The organism is Mycobacterium cookii (assembly GCF_010727945.1).
Classification (GTDB): domain Bacteria; phylum Actinomycetota; class Actinomycetes; order Mycobacteriales; family Mycobacteriaceae; genus Mycobacterium; species Mycobacterium cookii.
Genome location: NZ_AP022569.1, coordinates 4474461 through 4493352, shown reverse-complemented (window position 1 = coordinate 4493352; position 18892 = coordinate 4474461). Strand labels below are relative to the sequence as shown.

22 protein-coding genes are annotated in these 18892 nt (G+C 66.0%); 3 read left to right on the top strand and 19 right to left on the bottom strand.

Features of this window, described 5'->3' with window-relative positions; all coding sequences use genetic code 11:
• Positions 1–5 precede the first annotated feature (5 nt).
• Complete coding sequence (locus tag G6N27_RS21080; RefSeq protein WP_163779782.1) at positions 6–2357, bottom strand: arylsulfatase; 2352 nt, start codon at positions 2355–2357, stop codon at positions 6–8.
• 288 nt (positions 2358–2645) lie between these two features.
• Here G6N27_RS21080 and G6N27_RS21075 point away from each other — a divergent pair, with 288 nt between their 5' ends.
• Positions 2646–3527, top strand: a complete 882-nt coding sequence (locus tag G6N27_RS21075) for a bile acid:sodium symporter family protein (protein ID WP_163779780.1) — start codon at positions 2646–2648, stop codon at positions 3525–3527.
• Here the strand turns inward: G6N27_RS21075 and rpsQ are convergent, their stop codons facing one another.
• From rpsQ to rpsJ, 11 genes are read right to left on the bottom strand one after another with little or no spacing between them, the layout of a single operon-like run.
• Positions 3528–3890, bottom strand: coding sequence for a 30S ribosomal protein S17 (rpsQ, locus tag G6N27_RS21070; RefSeq protein ID WP_163779778.1), 363 nt, complete (start codon positions 3888–3890; stop codon positions 3528–3530). It abuts the gene before it with no gap.
• Positions 3890–4123: a 50S ribosomal protein L29 gene (gene rpmC / locus G6N27_RS21065; RefSeq protein ID WP_163779776.1), complete on the bottom strand. Its 234-nt coding sequence runs from the start codon at positions 4121–4123 to the stop codon at positions 3890–3892. The genes rpsQ and rpmC overlap by 1 nt, the downstream gene beginning before the upstream one ends.
• Positions 4123–4539 carry a 50S ribosomal protein L16 gene (rplP, locus tag G6N27_RS21060; protein WP_163779774.1) on the bottom strand — a complete coding sequence of 139 codons (417 nt, stop codon included), beginning with the start codon at positions 4537–4539 and terminating at the stop codon, positions 4123–4125. The genes rpmC and rplP overlap by 1 nt, the downstream gene beginning before the upstream one ends.
• A gap of 3 nt (positions 4540–4542) precedes the next feature.
• Positions 4543–5376: a 30S ribosomal protein S3 gene (gene rpsC / locus G6N27_RS21055; protein WP_163779772.1), complete on the bottom strand. Its 834-nt coding sequence runs from the start codon at positions 5374–5376 to the stop codon at positions 4543–4545.
• Positions 5376–5978 (bottom strand): 50S ribosomal protein L22, encoded by a 603-nt coding sequence (gene rplV / locus G6N27_RS21050; RefSeq protein WP_163779770.1) that lies wholly within the window; start codon positions 5976–5978, stop codon positions 5376–5378. Before rplV ends, rpsC begins: the two co-directional genes overlap by 1 nt.
• Complete coding sequence (gene rpsS / locus G6N27_RS21045) at positions 5975–6256, bottom strand: 30S ribosomal protein S19 (RefSeq protein WP_006245110.1); 282 nt, start codon at positions 6254–6256, stop codon at positions 5975–5977. The genes rplV and rpsS overlap by 4 nt, the downstream gene beginning before the upstream one ends.
• Before the next feature lie 9 nt (positions 6257–6265).
• Positions 6266–7105 (bottom strand): 50S ribosomal protein L2, encoded by an 840-nt coding sequence (rplB, locus tag G6N27_RS21040; protein WP_163779767.1) that lies wholly within the window; start codon positions 7103–7105, stop codon positions 6266–6268.
• A 25-nt stretch (positions 7106–7130) separates the two neighbouring features.
• Positions 7131–7433 carry a 50S ribosomal protein L23 gene (rplW, locus tag G6N27_RS21035; protein ID WP_163779764.1) on the bottom strand — a complete coding sequence of 101 codons (303 nt, stop codon included), beginning with the start codon at positions 7431–7433 and terminating at the stop codon, positions 7131–7133.
• Positions 7433–8107 (bottom strand): 50S ribosomal protein L4, encoded by a 675-nt coding sequence (gene rplD, locus G6N27_RS21030; protein WP_163779762.1) that lies wholly within the window; start codon positions 8105–8107, stop codon positions 7433–7435. Before rplD ends, rplW begins: the two co-directional genes overlap by 1 nt.
• Positions 8107–8760: a 50S ribosomal protein L3 gene (rplC, locus tag G6N27_RS21025; protein WP_163779760.1), complete on the bottom strand. Its 654-nt coding sequence runs from the start codon at positions 8758–8760 to the stop codon at positions 8107–8109. Before rplC ends, rplD begins: the two co-directional genes overlap by 1 nt.
• Positions 8761–8773: 13 nt before the next feature.
• Complete coding sequence (gene rpsJ, locus G6N27_RS21020) at positions 8774–9079, bottom strand: 30S ribosomal protein S10 (RefSeq protein WP_003873519.1); 306 nt, start codon at positions 9077–9079, stop codon at positions 8774–8776.
• 336 nt (positions 9080–9415) lie between these two features.
• Here rpsJ and G6N27_RS21015 point away from each other — a divergent pair, with 336 nt between their 5' ends.
• The gene (locus tag G6N27_RS21015; RefSeq protein WP_163779757.1) at positions 9416–9892 is read left to right on the top strand and encodes a hotdog fold domain-containing protein; all 477 of its coding nucleotides are present in this window, start codon (positions 9416–9418) and stop codon (positions 9890–9892) included.
• On the opposite strand, the gene G6N27_RS21010 is transcribed toward G6N27_RS21015, so the two are convergent.
• Both G6N27_RS21010 and G6N27_RS21005 read right to left on the bottom strand, forming a co-directional pair.
• Positions 9889–10245 carry a nuclear transport factor 2 family protein gene (locus G6N27_RS21010; RefSeq protein WP_372513064.1) on the bottom strand — a complete coding sequence of 119 codons (357 nt, stop codon included), beginning with the start codon at positions 10243–10245 and terminating at the stop codon, positions 9889–9891. The genes G6N27_RS21015 and G6N27_RS21010 overlap by 4 nt on opposite strands.
• Positions 10239–11879: a carboxylesterase/lipase family protein gene (locus G6N27_RS21005; RefSeq protein ID WP_232064720.1), complete on the bottom strand. Its 1641-nt coding sequence runs from the start codon at positions 11877–11879 to the stop codon at positions 10239–10241. The genes G6N27_RS21010 and G6N27_RS21005 overlap by 7 nt, the downstream gene beginning before the upstream one ends.
• Positions 11880–11985: 106 nt before the next feature.
• Here G6N27_RS21005 and G6N27_RS21000 point away from each other — a divergent pair, with 106 nt between their 5' ends.
• Positions 11986–13236 (top strand): cytochrome P450, encoded by a 1251-nt coding sequence (locus G6N27_RS21000; RefSeq protein ID WP_163779752.1) that lies wholly within the window; start codon positions 11986–11988, stop codon positions 13234–13236.
• 5 nt (positions 13237–13241) lie between these two features.
• Here the strand turns inward: G6N27_RS21000 and G6N27_RS20995 are convergent, their stop codons facing one another.
• The 5 genes from G6N27_RS20995 to mftD all read right to left on the bottom strand — a co-directional run bounded on the left by G6N27_RS20995 (position 13242) and on the right by mftD (position 18892).
• On the bottom strand, positions 13242–13808 hold the full coding sequence (locus tag G6N27_RS20995) for a TetR/AcrR family transcriptional regulator (protein ID WP_232065146.1): 567 nt from the start codon (positions 13806–13808) through the stop codon (positions 13242–13244).
• Positions 13809–13943: 135 nt separating this feature from the next.
• On the bottom strand, positions 13944–15389 hold the full coding sequence (gene mftG, locus G6N27_RS20990) for a mycofactocin dehydrogenase MftG (protein ID WP_163782114.1): 1446 nt from the start codon (positions 15387–15389) through the stop codon (positions 13944–13946).
• Between the two features lie 3 nt (positions 15390–15392).
• A complete protein-coding gene (mftF, locus tag G6N27_RS20985; protein ID WP_163779750.1) occupies positions 15393–16805 on the bottom strand; it encodes a mycofactocin biosynthesis glycosyltransferase MftF in 1413 nt (470 codons plus the stop codon).
• A complete protein-coding gene (gene mftE, locus G6N27_RS20980; RefSeq protein ID WP_163779748.1) occupies positions 16802–17551 on the bottom strand; it encodes a mycofactocin biosynthesis peptidyl-dipeptidase MftE in 750 nt (249 codons plus the stop codon). The genes mftF and mftE overlap by 4 nt, the downstream gene beginning before the upstream one ends.
• A gap of 141 nt (positions 17552–17692) precedes the next feature.
• On the bottom strand, positions 17693–18892 hold the full coding sequence (gene mftD / locus G6N27_RS20975) for a pre-mycofactocin synthase MftD (protein ID WP_163782112.1): 1200 nt from the start codon (positions 18890–18892) through the stop codon (positions 17693–17695).

Genomic DNA, 18892 nt, shown 5'->3' with positions numbered 1-18892 from the left:
TGAAGTCAGTCACGCGAAAAGGCCAGCGCCAATTCTTTTTCCACGTCTTCATACGGACGGCCGGAAAGGTCGATGGTCACCTGTGCGATGGTGCCGCCGGTGAACCGGAACGGCGCCTTGTATCGGCTGGACACCGCCGAACCGCCATTGCGTCCGACGGTGATCCCGGCTGCGGCCAACCCGAAGGTCCCCGGGTGCGACTGCACATCCGTCAGCGTACCGACCGTATCGTCGTCGATGAACAACGTGACGTCGCCCAGTGGCGTGTGACTGTTCTCCACGGTGCCGGTGCGAGCGTAGCGCACCCCGAACACGTGTCTTCCCAACGGTATTGCCGCCGACGACGAAACCACCTGCTGACGCTCGCCGAGGAAGTTGTACACGTAGTGCAACCGCCCGTCCTGGACAAACAGCACATGCCCGCCGTGCGCACCGCCCTGCTTGAACAGCACACCCTCGGCACCGGTGGTGTCGACGGTGACGTCGGCCAGGACCGCGAAAGAGCGTCCCTGGATCTCGGCGCCCGCACCGCTGCCGACGTCAGCGCAGTCGGGATAGTACGTGAAGCTGGTCCTGTTGCCGGTCAGCATCGGCCGGGAGCGCATCAGCGTCTCCATGATGTTGAGGTCGGACAACGGCAGGCCGTTGTACTTGCCGGCCTCGGCGAACCACAGTGCCTTGAGTTCCTCCAGCTTGTCGGGGTGCTCGGCGGCCAGATCGTGGCACTGGCTGCGGTCGGCTTCGATGTGAAAGAGCTCCCAGCGATCGGCATCGAAATGTCCCCAGCCCGAAGGCGTCGCGGCGTGGACGGCGTTGGCGAACCAGCCGTTGTGCCAGATCCCGCGGGTACCCAGCATGGTGTAGAACTGGATCTGCTTGCCGGTGTCGGCTGACGGATCATCAAGGGCCGCTTTAAAACTCACACCATCCAGCGGCTTCTGCGGAATACCCCTGACCGTTGCCGGCGGCTCGATGTTCAGCAGCTCATAGACAGTCGGGGTGATGTCGGAAACGTTGACGTAGTTGTCCCGGACTTCTCCGTGCGCCGCGATTCCGTTGGGCCACGAGATGATTGCGGTGTCAGCGATCCCACCTTCGTGAGAGGCGTACCGCTTGAAGAGCTTGTAGGGCGTGTTGAAGGCCATCGCCCACCCGATCGGGTAATGGTTGTAGGTCTCGGGCCCGCCGAGGTGGTCGAAGAGTTTCATGCTCTCTTCGACGGTGTCGATGTAGCCGTTGAAGAACTTGCCTTCATTCACCGATCCGTTCGGCCCGCCCTCACCGCTGGCGCCGTTGTCGGAGATCACCACGATGATGGTGTCGTCCAGTTGGCCGGATTCCTCGAGATAGTCGAGAATCCGGCCGATCTGGGCGTCGGTGTAGGTCTGGAAGCCGGCGAACACTTCTGTCATCCGGCTGAACAGTCGCTTCTCGTCGTCGTTCAGCGAATCCCACGGCCGCACGGTGTCCTGCAGCGGCCACGGCTGACCGTCGGGTCCGGTGACATCGAGGTAGGGGTTGACCGGTGACAGTTCGGTGTCAGGCGGCACGATGCCCATCGCCTTCTGCCGCTCCAGCACGACCTCCCGATAGCGCTCGTAGCCCATGTCGAATTTGCCGGCGTAGCGGTCTGCCCACTCCTTGAAGACGTGGTGAGGGGCGTGGCCGGCGCCGGGGCAGACGTAGCTGAACCACGGTTTGTCCGGTGCGATCACTTTGGCATCGCGAATGAATTCAATTGTCTTGTCCGCGAGATCTTTCGACAGGTGGTAGCCATCCTCGGGCGTACCCGGCGGGCTCACCGGGTGGTTGTCGTACACCAGATCCGGATACCACTGGTCGGTCTCGCCGCCCAGGAACCCGTAAAACCGCTCGAACCCACGCGACGTCGGCCAGTGCCGCTTCGTCGCGGCCAGGTTCGACTCTTCCAGCGGGGTCAGGTGCCATTTGCCGATGCAGTAGGTGTTGTAGCCCTGTTCAGCCAACACCTCTGGCAGCAAAGCGGTTTCGAACGGGATACGACCGCACGCGTTGGGGAAACCTTCGGTGAACTCTTCGATCATGGCCATACCGACCGTGGTGGCATTGCGACCGGACAGCAGCGAGGCCCTGGTCGGTGAACACAGGGCGGTGGTGTGGAACTGCGACAGCCGGACTCCCCGCTCGGCGATGCGCGACATCGCCGGCATCTCGACCAGTCCTCCGAAGCAGTCCCAGGTGGCGATGCCGGTGTCGTCCCACACCAGATACAGCACATTGGGCGCGCCCTCCGGTGCGGTCGGCGCCGCGTATGGCCCCCAATCCGGTTCCGAATCACGGATGTCCAGTTCGATCTTGCCGCTGAACTCGGTAGCCATCGCCGGCCTCACTCTCGTAGTGGACCCCCGGAGAATGCAGATTACACCGCCCAGCCGAACTGCCGGCCAACACCGCGCGGACGACATTGGTGGCCGACGACGCGCAATCTCGCTCACGATGATTCCAGTCGCTGTGAGACTGACCCCGCAGCAACGAAATACCTCGACCCGCTCAGCACGACCGGCTCGGCTCGCGGAGCCGGCAAACCATGAAGTAACGTGCAGCCAGGTAAGGCGAGCTAACTACTTTCCGCCTCGCCGGGTCGTCGCCAACCAGGTTGGAGTCTCATGGACAACCGGTTCTTGCCGCTGGTCGTCGGGGCGGTCATGCTCGCGCTCGGGCTGACGCTCACCGTCGCCGACTTCCGCCGGGCCGCCACGGTACGACGCCCACTGATAGTCGCCCTGATCTGTCAGTCGCTGATCTTGCCCACGCTGTGCCTGCTGATCGCCGAGGCACTACACCTCACGCCCAACCTGGCGGTCGGACTGATGCTGATGGCCGCAACTCCGGGCGGGATGCTGGCGAACATCGTCAGTCACCTCGCCAACGGCGACCTGGCGCTCAATCTCACGCTCACCGCGATCAACGCGGTGCTGTCGATCTTCGCCATACCCGCCATACTGGCGTTCTCGCTGACCTGGTTTCTCGGCGAAGGACGTTTCATCCCACTGCAATTCGACAAGTTCTTCGCGGTGTTCGCGATGGTGCTCATCCCCGTCGCGATCGGCGTCGCGATCCGTCACCGCTTCCCGAATTTCGCCGGGCGACTGCAGAAGTTCGTTCGAATCGCCGCGGCGGTGCTACTGGTGGTCGCCGTCGTCGCGGGGATCGCCAGCGGCCAGTCGACGCTGTGGAAGAACTTCGGCGTGCTCAGCGCGGCCGTCGCATGCTTCTGCGCGATCAGCCTGACCGTCGGCTATCTGGTGTCGCGCAGGATGCGGCTGGGCCCGCGCCAAGCGATAGCGGTCAGCCTGGAGATCGGGTTGCACAACGCCGTGGTGGCGGTCGGCATCGCACTGAGTCCGCAACTGCTGAACAATGCCGAAATGGCAATGCCCGCAGCCGTTTACGGGATTATCGGGCCGCTCATCGCGTTGGCGTTCATCGTCGCGGTGCGCCGACTGGATCCGGCCTACCGCGAACTCGCTACCGCGCCGGCCGGCTGACTACTTGGCCCTTTCCAGGATCTCGACGAGCCGCCAGCGCTTGGTTGCCGACAGCGGTCGAGTCTCCATCAACGACACCCGGTCGCCGATGCCGGCGTCGCCGTGCTCGTCATGCGCCTTGACCTTCTTGGTGGTCCGGATGATCTTGCCGTACAGCGGGTGGCGCATGCGGTCTTCCAGCTCGACCACGATGGTCTTCTGCATCTTGTCACTGACCACGTAGCCGATGCGGGTCTTACGCCGACCGCGCGGCTTCGGCGTGGCCGGAGTGTGCTTGGGCCCCTTGGCGTTACCGTCTTTGGCCGCAGCTTTGGGAGCGGCCTTGGCCGCTTTTGCTGGGGCTGCCTTCTTCGCCTCTGCCATTAGGAATCCTCACCGTTGGGCCCGGATGCCAGGCCTAGTTCGCGTTCACGGAGCACGGTGTAGATCCGTGCGATTTCCTGCCGCACCGTGCGGAGCCGACGGTTGTTGTTGAGCTGGCCGGTAGCCATCTGGAAGCGCAAGTTGAACAGCTCTTCCTTGGATTCGCGCAGCTTCTCGATCAACTCTTCGTCGTTGAGCTCGCGCAGTTCGCCAGGCGACGTTCCCACTGCCATCAGAACTGGTCCTCTCGGGTAACAATGCGTGCCTTGATCGGCAGCTTGTGGATCGCACGGGTCAGTGCTTCCCGGGCGGTCTGCTCGTTGGGGTAGCTGAGCTCGAACAGAATGCGGCCCGGCTTCACGTTGGCGATCCACCACTCCGGCGAACCCTTACCGGAACCCATCCGGGTTTCGGCGGGCTTCTTGGTCAGCGGACGGTCGGGGAAGATGTTGATCCACACCTTGCCGCCACGCTTGATGTGCCGGTTGATGGCGATACGCGCGGACTCGATCTGCCGGTTGGTGACGTAGGCGTGCTCCAGCGCCTGGATGCCGTAGTCGCCGAAGCTCACCGACGTTCCACCGCTGGCGATCCCGCGTTGGCGCGGGTGATGCTGCTTGCGGTGCTTGACCCTGCGGGGAATCAACATGGTTTAGCTCTCCGTACTCTGCGCCTCGACAGCGGGCGCGTCAGATGGCGCAGCGGTGGCAGTCTCCTCGGCGCTCGACGCTGCGCGCCCGGCCTCGGTGCTGGTCGCCGTGGTACCCGCCGAACCGCTACGACGCGGACGGGTGCCCGAGGGGCGTTCGCGGCGCGGACGCTCCGCGCCGGCCGACGGCGCGACCAGTTCGCGTTTGCCACCGACGATGTCGCCCTTGTAGATCCACACCTTCACGCCGATCCGGCCGAAGGTGGTCTTGGCCTCGTACAGGCCGTAGTCGATGTCGGCGCGCAGCGTGTGCAGCGGCACCCGGCCTTCGCGGTAGAACTCCGAGCGGCTCATCTCGGCACCGCCCAGGCGGCCGGAGCACTGCACCCGGATGCCTTTGACGTTCGGCTGACGCATCGCCGACTGGATGGCCTTGCGCATCGCGCGACGGAACGCCACCCGGTTGCTCAGCTGCTCGGCGACGCCCTGCGCCACCAACTGCGCCTGCGACTCAGGGTTTTTCACCTCGAGGATGTTGAGCTGGACCTGCTTGCCGGTCAGCTTCTCCAGGTCGGCGCGGATGCGGTCGGCCTCGGTGCCGCGGCGACCGATGACGATGCCCGGCCGGGCGGTGTGGATGTCGACCCGAACCCGGTCACGGGTGCGCTCGATCTCCACGTCGGCGATGCCGGCGCGCTCCAAGCCGGTCGACAGCAGCCGACGGATCGCGACGTCTTCCTTGATGTATTCCGAGTACTGCTTGTCCGCGTACCAACGCGACTTCCACTCGGTGGTGATACCGAGCCGGAATCCGTGCGGATTGATTTTCTGGCCCACTACTGCGAGCCTCCCTTCGCTTCCGAAGTCGCTTCAGTCTCAGTGGACTTCGCGGCGGGTGCCTTTTTTGCAGACGCCTTCTTGGCGGGCGCCTTTTCAGCCGATGCTTTCTTCGCGGGTGCCTTCTTGGCGGGCGCCTTCTCGGCGGGCGCCTTCGCGGCGGGCGCTGTGCCCGCAGCTACCTTGCTGGCCTGCGCGCGGCGGGCGCGGGTCGCGCTCGCCGACCGCGAACCGCGGGCGTCCTTGGCCGGCCGGCTCTCCACCACGACCGTGATGTGGCTGGTGCGCCGACGGATTCGGAACGCGCGGCCCTGGGCGCGCGGACGGATCCGCTTGGCGGTCGGGCCGTCGTCGGCGTAGACGGTGGCCACCACCAGGGTGGCCGGGTCGAGGCCGTTGTTGTTCTGAGCGTTGGCCGCAGCGCTCGCGATGACCTTGGCCACCGGCTCGCTGGCCGACTGGGGTGCCCAGCGCAGGATGTCCAGCGCCTCGGCCACCGACTTGCCGCGCACCAGGTCGATCACCCGGCGTGCCTTGGTCGGCGACACCCGCACGAATCGCGCTTTGGCGACCGCAGAAGGGAATTCAGTAGCCGTGGTCATCGCCGCTTGGCCTTCCGGTCGTCCTTGATGTGTCCTTTGAAGGTGCGCGTCGGTGCGAATTCACCTAATTTGTGCCCCACCATCGACTCGGTGACGAACACCGGCACATGCTTGCGACCGTCGTGGACCGCGAACGTGTGACCGATGAAGTCGGGAATGATGGTCGAGCGTCGTGACCAGGTCTTGATGACCTGCTTGGTGTTCTTCTCGTTCTGCACGTCGACCTTCTTGAGCAGATGGTCGTCGACGAACGGACCCTTTTTCAGGCTGCGTGGCATCCGCTTCTCCTAGCGCGATTTCTTGCCGGTGCGCCGGCGTCGGACGATGAGCTTGTCACTTGGCTTGTGCCCCTTGCGGGTACGGCCTTCGGGCTTGCCCCACGGGCTGACCGGGTGACGACCACCGGAGGTCTTACCCTCACCACCACCGTGCGGGTGGTCCACCGGATTCATCACCACACCACGCACCGACGGGCGCTTGCCCTTCCAACGCATCCGGCCGGCCTTGCCCCAGTTGATGTTGGCCTGCTCGGCGTTGCCCACCTCGCCGACGGTGGCGCGGCAGCGCACGTCGACACGGCGGATCTCACCGCTGGGCATACGCAGCGAGGCGTACGTGCCTTCCTTACCGAGCAACTGGATGCTGGATCCGGCCGAGCGCGCCAATTTGGCGCCACCGCCGGGCCGAAGCTCGACAGCGTGGATCAACGTACCGGCCGGGATGTTGCGCAACGGCAGGTTGTTGCCCGGCTTGATGTCGGCGTTGGCGCCGGACTCAATCACGTCACCCTGGGAAAGTCCCTGCGGCGCAATGATGTATCGCTTCTCGCCATCCAAGAAGTGCAGCAGCGCGATGTTCGCGGTGCGGTTCGGGTCGTACTCGATGTGCGCGACCTTCGCGTTGACGCCGTCTTTGTCGTTGCGGCGGAAGTCGATCACGCGGTAGGCCCGCTTGTGTCCGCCACCCTTGTGGCGGGTGGTGATCCGGCCGTGCGCGTTACGTCCGCCGCGACCGTGCAGCGGACGAACCAGCGACTTCTCCGGAGTTGAGCGAGTGATCTCGGCGAAATCGGAGACGCTGGCACCGCGGCGACCCGGAGTCGTCGGCTTGTACTTGCGAATTCCCATGTCTGTTAAGTCTCTCTATCCTCGGCTAGGCCGGTGCGCCGAACAGGTCGATCGGCTTACTGCCGGGCGCCAACGTCACGATGGCGCGCTTGGTGCTCTTGCGCTGTCCGTAACCGGACCTGGTGCGCTTGCGCTTGCCCTGGCGGTTAGCGGTGTTCACCGCGGCCACCTTGACCGAGAAGATCTTCTCGATCGCGATCTTGATCTGCGTCTTGTTCGAGTCCGGGTGCACCACGAACGTGTACACGTTGTCGTCGATCAAGCCGTAGGACTTCTCGGAGATGACCGGGGCCAGGATGATGTCGCGGGGGTCGGTGACGGTCGCCATCAGGCCGAGACCTCCTCTGTGTTCTTGCTGTTCGCCTCGATGTAGGCGTTCAGCGCCTCCACCGAGAAGATCACGTCGTCGGCGCGCAGCACGTCGTAGGTGTTGAGCTGGTCCGGCGACAGGATGTGCACACCGGGCAGGTTGCGCACGCTCTTGGCGCCGGTCTCGTCGCTACGCCCGATTACCACCAGTACCTGCTTGCGGTCGGTCAACGAACCCAGGAAAACCTTGGCGCTCTTCGTCGACGGCGTCTGTCCCGCGACCAACTCGGTGACCGCGTGAATGCGACCGTTGCGGGCCCGGTCCGACAACGCACCGCGCAGCGCGGCGGCGATCATCTTCTTGGGCGTGCGCTGGCTGTAGTCACGCGGCTGCGGGCCGTGCACGACGCCACCGCCGGTGAACTGCGGAGCACGCGTCGAACCCTGGCGGGCACGACCGGTTCCCTTCTGCCGGTACGGTTTGCGACCGCCACCGCGGACCTCGCCACGAGTTTTGGTCGAGTGCGTGCCCTGACGGGCGGCGGCCAGCTGGGCGTTCACCACCTGGTGCAGCAACGCAATGTTCGCCGGCGCATCGAACAGCTCGGCCGGAAGCTCAACGGAGCCTTCGGTTTTGCCGGTCGGCGACTTGACGTCGATCTTTTGGGCTTTCGCCGCTTTCTCGGCAGCCATTACTTCTCACCTCGCTTGATCGCACTGCGGACCACGACGAGTCCACCCGTGCGGCCGGGGACAGCGCCTTTGATCAACAGCACGCCATTCTCGGCATCGACCTTGTGCACCAACAGGTTCTGCGTGGTCACCCGGTCGTTACCCATCCGGCCGGCCATCCGGGTGCCCTTGAACACCCGTGCCGGGGTGGCGCAACCACCGATGGATCCGGGTCGACGGTGCACTGCCTGCGCACCGTGGCTGGCGCCCTGTCCACGGAAGCCGTGTCGCTTCATGGTTCCCGCGAAGCCCTTGCCCTTGGAGGTACCGGTGACGTCGACATACGTTCCGGCGTCGAAGATCTCGGCGGTCAGCTCTTGGCCGACCTCGTAACCGGCTGCCGCCTCGGCATCGTCGAGACGCAGCTCGGCCAGGTGCCGACGCGGGTTAACGCCAGCCGCGGCGTACTGGCCGCTGAGCGGCTTGTTGACCTTGCGCGGACTGATTTCGCCGTAGGCCAGCTGCACCGCGCTGTACCCGTCACTCTCGGGAGTGCGGATGCGGGTCACGACGTTCGGCCCGGCCTTGACCACCGTCACCGGCACGACGCGGTTGTTCTCGTCGAACACCTGCGTCATACCCAGCTTGGTGCCCAGAATGCCCTTTCTCGCCATTGCTGCTGATCTCCTACTGGATGTTGACGTCGACGCTGGCAGGCAGGTCTATGCGCATCAGCGCGTCAACGGTCTTCGGGGTCGGGTCAAGGATGTCGATCAGCCGCTTGTGCGTACGCATCTCGAAGTGCTCCCGCGAGTCCTTGTACTTGTGCGGAGAGCGAATGACGCAATACACGTTCTTCTCGGTGGGCAGCGGCACCGGGCCGACCACACTGGCACCCGTCCGGACTACCGTCTCGACGATCTTGCGTGCCGAGGCATCAATTGCCTCGTGGTCGTAGGCCTTGAGCCTGATGCGGATCTTTTGTCCCGCCACGCTTCTCCTACCTCACTCTGTCCCGCCGGGCACCGAATCGCTTCGGATCGTTCTGGCCGTCAAGGCCAGGCCCGGATATTGCGCCGCTGTTTACCTGTCTTGGTCCACCGGCCCCCGCGGTCGGGTGTGTCGCCCTCACGCAGCCTGGTCCGCGACCGAAATTCGTCGCGCTCCAGATTGGGACCGGAGGCGCCCGTGTGGGCGCCGGTCGTATGCCCTGCCAGGCGCAAACCTGGCTCAAGGCAACCCGAACAGTATGCCCTAGAACCCGGTCACGGCCAAATTCCGCCGGAAGGTCCCGCAGCAGCTTCTTACTCCAGAGTAAGGTATGTCGCCATGACGAGCTCCACCAGCACATATGCGGCATGGCAACGCCTCGCCGGCCGACCGGGCGGGAGCCGGCTTTTCTCGGTGGCGGCGATGGCCCGCGTCCCGTACTTCGCCTCGGTGCTGCCGCATGTGGTCCGCATGGAACCCGGCCTGGCCGAGGTCCGGGTCCCGAAGTGGTTCATGGTCTACAACCACCTGCACACCGTGCACGCGATCGCGTCGTGCAACGCCGCGGAGATGGCGATGGGGATGCTGATGGAAGCCACTGTCCCGCGCAGCCATCGCTGGATTCCTAAATCGATGACAGTGCACTACCTCGACAAGGCCACCACGTCGCTGCAGGCGCGGGCGCAGTTGGACCCACCGGATTTTGCCGACATCACCGAGGGTGTCGACCTGGTCGTGCCGGTCACCGTGACCGACCGCAGTGGCACCGAGGTGGTGCACGCCGACATCACGACATGGGTCACGCCGGTCGGCTAGTCCAGATAGGCGCCGTGCCCGCGGCGCACCAGGCCACCGTCGAACTCCAGCACCTCGTTGACCAGTCCGCCGCGCTCGTTGCGATAGTTGATCACCAGAACACCTTGGCCCCGGTAGACACCCAGCACGTCGAAGTGCAACTCGGGATGTGCAGCCAATGCCGTCGACCAGTACTCACGTAGCGCGGCTTTACCGCGCACGACTCCTGCTGTGCCAGGAAGTAATTCGGCAGCGACCGGGGAGCTGAAGACGACGTCGTCGTGGAAATGCGCGAGCACAGCCTCGACGTCGCGATGGTTCCACGCCGCGGACCATGCTCGAGCGAACTCGCCCGGTTCGGGTGTACTCACGATCGGCCTTTCAACGACGCCCAGAACGGGCACTGGTGCTCCTCGTCGAAGTCGGCGATGAGCTGCGATTCACTGGGCCGCAACGACATCCAGGACTTGTGGTCGGGGCTGCCATCTTGGGCCGGCCAATCGGGCAGGCCAGGCGCTTTCGGCGTGCCAGTGCTGACGAAACGGGTCCAGTAGCTGATCATCTGGTCGGACAGCACCTGCTGTGCCGCATCGAACGGCGCCAGGCCGCCGACGTTGAACAGGTACGCCAGTTCCAACGAGTGGCTGGCGCCGACCGGAAAGGGCGCGTCGCGCAACGGCTCTGGCGCCGGCGCGTGCGGATCGTCGAACTCGTAGGCGTAGACCGGTGCGTTCCGGCTCAGTGAATCCGCCAATCGGTCTGTGGTGCAGGCAAAGACGCCGTCGGTGATCGCCGCGGAATAGGCCAGCGACACATCCCCGCCGAAATGGTCAGGCGGATAGTGCGCCATGATCGGGGCTCCGTCGCCGCCGAAGATTTCGTCGAGCACGTGCGAGTATTCAGCGAGCCCGACTCCTCGACCGAGCTTCCGATGCCGAAACGCCGCGAACATGGTGAACTCGTCGTGGTTGACGCCCACCAACACCGGAACGCGCGCAGCCCGGCCCGTGGCGATCGCCGGGAAGGGGCCGTCCGGCAGCACCGTCGCCCCGGTGACCGGACCAGACAGCCCGTCGGAATCGCCGATGAGGTAGTACCAGGGCGGACGGTCCAGTCTCGCCGCAGGCAACGCGCGCAGACAGACCGCCGTGATGGCGGGATTGCGGCAGCCCGCCTGCGCCGCGTAATCCACGCTGCGTCGCTGCCCGGTCGCCAAGTCGGCCTGCGCCTGACACGGCGCGCTCTGGATGATGGCCGCCCGGAACAGCCCCACCGACCCGGGTGCGACCAGGTGATCGCAGACCGACATGCCACCCGCGGATTCGCCGGCGATGGTGACTTTGAACGGATCGCCGCCGAACGCGGAGATGTTGTCGCGCACCCAGCGCAGCGCGGCCTGCTGGTCGGCAAGGCCGTAGTTCCCGACGTCGCCCGGCGGTCCGAGCGACGGGTGGGCCAGAAATCCCAACGCGCCCAACCGATAATTGATCGTGACAACGACGATGTGGCCCTTCACCACCAGCGAGCGCGAGTGATAGATGTCGCCGCTGCCGTTGACGAACCCGCCACCGTGGATCCACACCATCACCGGTCGCTTCTCGCCGTGTTGGCCACGCGGCGGAGTCCACACGTTGAGCGTGAGACAGTTTTCGCTGGTCGGCTTGCCCACCCGTGGGTCAGGCCCGGTGTCCTGCATGCACTGCGGCCCGGGCTTGGTCGCGTCCAATATCCCCGGCCACTTCGGGGCCGGCCGCGGCAACTGCCACCGCAGCGGCCCCACCGGCGCAGCCGCATACGGAATACCTTGGAACACACGGTAATCCGCGGCGGCCATACCGCGCAGCGAACCCATCGATGTTTTCACGACCCCGGCGTCCAGCGGGCCGGCATACGGCGGCTCGGCCTTTCGCTTGGTGATGGCGGCGCCATGTCCGCACGCAGCCGCCGTCAGGGCCACCACCAGCGCGGCGGCCCATCTCCGTCGGCGACGGGCTGATCGGATCGGCACGAAACGACAGCCTACGGATTCCCGGAAACCGGTCATCCGATAATCCGCGATCGCACAGACTGGGCGCAGTGACACGTGTCAAACAACCCGGCGGGTGAGAGGGCAGATGAGCACACCGATCATTGACGAGGCCGCCAAAGTATTCACCGATCCGACGTCCTACGCCGACGAACCGCGGCTGCACGCGGCGCTGACCCATCTGCGCGCGCACGCTCCGGTGTCGCTGGTCGACTGTCCGCCCTACCGGCCATTCTGGTCGATCACCAAGCACGCCGACATCATGGACATCGAGCGGGCCAACGACTTGTTCATCAGCGAGCCGCGCCCGTTGCTGGCCACCGCCGAAGCCGACGACATGGCGCGCGCGCAGTTGGACGCCGGGATGGGTCTGCGCACGCTGATCCACATGGACGATCCGCAGCACCGGGTGGTGCGGGCGATCGGCGCGGACTGGTTCCGGCCCAAGGCGATGCGGGCACTCAAGATCCGCGTCGACGAGCTGGCCAAGATCTTCGTCGACAAGATGGCGAATGCGGGTAACGAGTGCGACTTCGTGCAGGAGGTCGCGGTGAATTACCCGCTCTACGTGATCATGTCGCTGCTCGGGCTACCCGAATCGGACTTCTCCCGCATGCTCAAGCTGACGCAGGAGCTGTTCGGTGGCGACGACGCCGAGTTCCGTCGCGGCACCAGCCTCGACGAGCAACTGCAGGTGCTGCTCGAATTCTTCGGCTACTTCAGCGCGCTCACCGCGTCGCGTCGTGAGCATCCCACCGACGACCTGGCGTCGGCGATCGCCAACGCCCGCGTCGACGGCGAACCGCTGTCCGACGTCGACACCGCGTCGTACTACGTGATCGTGGCCAGCGCGGGTCATGACACCACCAGCGCGACCATCGCCGGCGGGCTGCAGGCCCTCATCGACAACCCGGATCAACGAAAGCGCTTGTCCGACAACCTTGATCTGATGCCGCTGGCCACCGAGGAGATGATCCGTTGGGTGACTCCGGTCAAAGAGTTCATGCGCACCGCCACCGCGGACACCACGGTGCGCGGAGTGCCGATCGCCGAGGGCGAGTCGGTGTATCTGTCCTACGTGTCCGCCAACCGTGACGAAGAGGTGTTCACCGACCCGTTCCGCTTCGACGTCGGCCGCGACCCCAACAAGCACCTGGCGTTCGGTTACGGGGTGCAATTCTGTCTGGGCGCCGCGCTGGCCCGGATGGAGGTCAGCAGCTTCTTCTCCGAACTGCTGCCACGGTTGAAGTCGATCGAGCTTAACGGTCAGCCCGAGCTGATCGCGACGACGTTCGTCGGCGGTCTCAAGCACCTGCCGATCAGCTATGAGCTTCGTTGAGCGAATTACCTTGCACCATGCACGTGCAGAAACCCATCGACGGCGGCCCGCGCGCATTCGCGATAGTCGAAATCGGGCAGGGTGGACAGCCGCCCCAGCACCACCGGGCCGATCAACAATGCGATTGCCCGTGACCGGTCGATGTCACCGAGCTCGGCGGCGTCGGGGCTGTTGAAGACCGCGTCGAACGGGGCGGCGTACTGCTGGGCGATACGTTCGCGCAGGGTGGTGATCGCCGGGCTGTCGGCGGTCCGGGTCTGATCCGATACCGGCAACTGTTCCAGGTCTCGACCGAGTGACAGCCAACTCATCGCGGACACCATTCCAGGTGCTTCGGCGATCGACTGACCGAATGCCTCGACCACTGAGATCAGCCGATCGCGCAGCGTGCCCTGCTCGGACGGCATCGGCGCCGGCGGTATCAGGCTGTTGAAAGCCGCTGCCAGCAAATCGTTTCCGCTCGGGAAGTGGCGGTACAGGGTGGCCCGGGCAACGTTGGCTCCACGCGTGACCGCATCGACGGTGACTGCACTGGGACCACCGGAGCGGAGCAGCGCGGTGGCGGCTTCCAGCAGACGAGCCCGAGAACGTGCCGGTCGTGGATCCGTCCTGTCGGCAATGATGACCACCTCCTTGCTCAGGAGCAAGACGCTTTCGAGACTGATAGTCCGAAACTACTCCCGCTGTGGACCGGCGACGCCCATGGGTCAGCGAACGAACTCCGCGGCCCGGTGACCGAGCATCGTGATGCTGGCGTGCGGGCCGCGACTGGTCGTGGTCGGCAGCACCGACCCATCGATCACCCAGAGGTTCTCGATGCCGTGCACCCGACACTGCGGGTCGACGACAGCCGTCGGGTCCTGCGCGCAGCCCATCGGGGCGGTGCCACAGAGGTGCTGGGAGGTCGACCATGCGGGCTCACCGAGTTCGGTTGTCCGGCTGACCAATGAGCGAGCCAGCTCACACCCGTGTTGCAGTGCGGCGAGATCGCCGGGCTCACTGTCGTAGCGGTGCTCGATCGTCGGGGGCACCAGCGGGTCCGCGGAGACCAACCTGACCCGTCCCCGGGCCAGCGGCCGCATCAGCGCGACGCCGATGTGTGGCCAGTCCGGGTGGCCGGTTGTGCCGTCGCCAGTCATCGCCACGAATCCTCCGGTGTAGGGCCGGATTTCAATGTCATCCGGTGTGGTCAGCACGACTTCGAGCGGCGACCGGCCGGCTGCGATTTCCCAACCGGTTGGAAGCACCCATTCCGGATGGTCACTGCAGGCCACGCCGACCGGCAACCGGACCACCACCTGCACCCCTGCCGCCCGCAGCACGACCTCGTCCCCGACGCCGGACAACATGAGCAGGTGGGCTGATTCGATCGCGCCGGCGCAGAGCACGATGCGGTCTGCGGTCAGCGAGACCGGCCCGGCCGGACCGACGGCATCGACGCCGACGGCGCGACTGCCCGAGAATCGCACCCGCGCCGCACGGGTCTGGGTGACCAGCGCGAGATTGCGACGTTGCAGCACGGGCAGGAGGAAGCCGGCGCCCGGGCCGACGCGCGCGCCGTCGACGATGTTGAGCGGGACCGCCCCGACTCCCGACGGGAGTCCGTCACCGTCGCTCACGTTGTTGAGATCGGGTATCCACTCGAATCCGTTGTCCCGCGCCGCGTCAACGAAAGAAGCTGTGCTACCTATGATTTCGCGCGTCCTGCGAACTGGGATCGGTCCAGAGTCGCCATGGGCGGGGCCGCTGAAATCCAGGTCGGTCTCGATAGCGCAAAAGTGTCCGGCGACCTCCGACCACGCCCAGCCAGGCACCCGGTAACCGTCGAAGTCGCGGCGCAGACCCCGGCAGAAATATCCACCGTTGACGGCGCCCGAGCCGCCGACCGTGGCGCCCCGCACAATCGCGGTGTGGCGGGCCGGCCGATCGGTCAGTCGGGTCTCATAGCGCTGGACCAGCGGGCTCGCAGCCCCGATCGGCAGTCGCAGCCCATTGGCCGTCTCGGCCCGCAACGCCGGGTCGGATAGCCCGACGCCGGCCTCCAACACGGTGACCTTACAGCTCGAGTCGGCCGAAAGGCGGTTTGCGACAACGGATCCAGCACTTCCAGCACCGATGATCAACACATCGCTGTGCCGCGCCGCAACGGACAGGATTCAGACCCGAATCTGTGGCTTGAGCGGCCCGAGATTGCGTTCCCGCACCACGCCGTACCAGAGCCCCAGCCCGTAGGCGAGGTCGTCGATGCGCTTGAGCAGCAGGTAGGTCAGCAGTCCGATCGGCCTGGCCTCTTCGTCGGCGGACTGCCGGCGACTGGCCCAGTCGACCACCCCGTCCACGACAGCAGCCACCAGCACGACCCGGCGGCACGGCCGCCAGGCAAGGGCAGCGAGCAGGGCCACCGGCCAGTAGTGCCGGCAGATCGCCGACGCAAGCTGCATCGCCGCCGACCACAGGCTGCGGGCGGCCACCGCCAGGACGTCCGACACCTGGGTGTCGGGCACTTGGATGGCTTTGGCGATCCGGCGCCCCGTGAGCGCGGCGACGAAGAGCGACGCGAGGTAGCCGAACGTCGAGCCGACGGCCATCAGGATCCATGCCGTCAGCGCCCACCCGGAGATCATCAGCGGTGCGATCTTGTCCGGGTGACGCACCGACAGCGGGGCCGCCGAGCCGCCGTAAAAGGCCTTGCGGGTGACCCAGTCCCGCAACTCGGTCCGGTGGTCGTGTGCCACCTGGGCGACCGGCTCGTACCGCAACCGGGCGCCGGCTTCGACAAGCCGCCAGCACAGGTCGACGTCCTCCCCGGAGCGCATGGTCTCGTCGAACCCGCCGATGTCTCGCAATGTCGAAGTGCGGCAGATGATTGCGGCGCTCGGCACGTACGAGACGCTGGTGTAGGGCATCACCGGAGCTTCCCGCTGACCGAGGTCCAGCGACGAACGCACCGCCTCGTAGCGCGCCACCAAATGGTCGGTTTGCGACAGCCCGACGATCCGCGGGGCGACCAGTGCCACGGTGGGGTCGCAGAAATGACCCAGCAGCGCTTCCAGCCAGCCGCGGCGTGGTACGACGTCGGAGTCCATGAAGGCGACGTAGCCAGTGCCGCACGCGGCCAGGCCGGTGTTGCGGGCCGCGGCAGGACCTCTGCTCTGCGGGTGCCGCACGACCTCGATGTTGCAGTGCGCACCCGAGAAGTCCTCTTGCCGGATGGGTGTCTGGGAGCCGTCGTCCACCACGACGACCCGCAGACCCCGCAACCCGAGAAGCAATCGGCGTAGGCCAATGACGTTGTCCCGCACCGGGATTACGACGGTCACATCGCGATGCGACGGCCCACCCGCAGGTCGCGGGTGGGCCACCGTCGCATCAAGCAGGGTGCGGGCCAGCTCGGCGGTCACCGCGTCGCGGACCTTGAGCCGACCGTCGGCGATCATGTCCTGAGCGGCCGGCGCCAACCGCAGCAGCCGGGTGGGTGACCCGCCCAGCAAAGCCGAGCCTTGATTGAGCACCCTGACCCGCCGGTCGACTTGCACGGCAAATCCGTCCGGCAATCGCGCCTGGCTCATATGAGCATCCCGTTCGTCGCCGGAGCCCACTGTCGGACACGGCGCAAGCAATCGCCGATGAGTTCGGCCAGAATCCGCTCACCGTCGGCGGCGGTGGCCGTGGTCGGGTCGCCCAGCACGCCGACCTCGCTGACCGCCGCGACTCCCCCGCGCCGCATCGACGGCATCAGGTCGGACAGCGGTGCATCGTTGCCGGCGCGCCAGCGGTCGGTCAGCACGTCGGCCGGCGAAATATGCAGTAATACTGAAGTTTCTGTATGGCCGGCGTGCGCGTCGCCGTCCGCCACCGCGCACGGCGACCATGCGGCGTCGCGTCCTTCGGACCGCAGCAGGCGCACTGCGCGACTCAGCGCCGCGACGTTGCCGCCGTGGCCGTTGACGAAGACCAGACGCTGCGCCCAGCAGGTGGCTGACCTGCCGAACTCCACCAGCAGTGCGGTCAGGGCGTCAGTTCCTATGGAGATTGTTCCGGGGAAGCTCTGATGCTCACCGCTGTCGCCATAGGCGATCGCGGGCGCCGTCGTCCAGTGCAGCGGGTCCTGGGGCGCCTGGTTCAACCGGGCCGTGACGCCGCGTGCGACGGCCGTGGCGATCCGGGTATCGGTGTCCAAGGGCAGGTGGGGGCCATGCTGCTCGGTCGATCCGACCGGTATCGTCAGCCCGCACGGCATACTCTGCAGCTGGCTCGACGTCGAGCTCCCCAGGTCGGCGCGCACTGCCACTCGGGAATGGTAAGCCGAATTCACCTGTCGTGCACTGATTGTTGGCGCACCGGAAAAAATATTTATCGCGGCACGTTCACTCGGCGCGGCCGGCGCCGCCACGCCCGTCCCGTGAGTATCACGCTGCTCGCTGGTCCCGCGCCCGGCGTCGGCCGTTGCGTGCTGCTACGAGAGCTGTGACTCCGCGGCCGAGCTACCGAGCACGCGGCCGAACCCGGGCGGCACCAAAACGTCATCCGGATTCAGGTCGTGCACCGACGCCCGCGCCAGACCCATCAAGGCCGAGTCGATACCGCCGTGCAAAATGTCGAGCACATTCTCGACGCCGGCCTGCCCGGCGGCAGCCAGACCCCAGAGGTAGGCGCGGCCGATCATCACCGCACGAGCGCCCAGGGCGAGCGCCTTGACCACATCGCTGCCGCGCCGGATACCACCGTCCAGCAAAACCTCGACCTGGTCGCCGACCGCGTCGGCGACGGCGGGCAACGCCCGAATCGACGCCGGAGTGCCGTCCAGGTTGTTACCGCCGTGGTTCGACACCGAAATCGCCGAAACACCGGCATCGACAGCCTTTTTCGCGTCATCGACCCGCATAACACCCTTGAGCATGAACGGACCGCCCCACAGCTCGCGCAACCAGGCGATGTCCGCCCAGGTCGGCGGCGGCGTCCCCATCCACTCGCCGTAGGCCGCGAAGAACGGCGGCCCGGGCTCACCTCGGCCGGCCAGGTTGGGTACCCGCAGGTCCGGCGGACGCAGTGTCTTGCCGAACCGCCACAGCCAGCCCGGACGAGTGATCACCTCCGGCGACATCCGCAGCATGGTCCGCAGGTCCATCTGTTCGGGAATCTTCGGACTACCCCAGTCACGCCCGTGCGAGAACGACCAATCGGTGGTCACGATCAGACCGACCGCGCCGGCCTGCCGAGCCCGCTCGACACGCTGCTCGATCACGTCACGTCCGCCCGACCAATAGACCTGGAAGAACAGCTTGGGATTGGCGGCGATCACTTCCTCGATCGGCTTGCTGGCGAACGAGGACAGTCCCATCGCCGTGCCACGCGCCGCTGCTGCCCGGGCGACCGCCACCTCGCCGTCCGGATCGACTGCCTGCACACCGGTGGGCGAGATGATCACCGGTAATGAAATATCTTGTCCCATAACGGTTGTCGACAAATCGCGCTTCTCCACCGCGCCGACGACATGCGGGGCGAAACCAAGTTCGCCGAACGCCTCGACGTTGTCGGAGACCGTCAGCCCCTTCTCACTGGCGGCCACCAGCGCGGCGTAGGACGACTTTGGCAGCCGGCGCTTCGCGCGCTGCTGCGCAATGGCGACCGTCTCGAACCAGACGTTGCGGGCCAC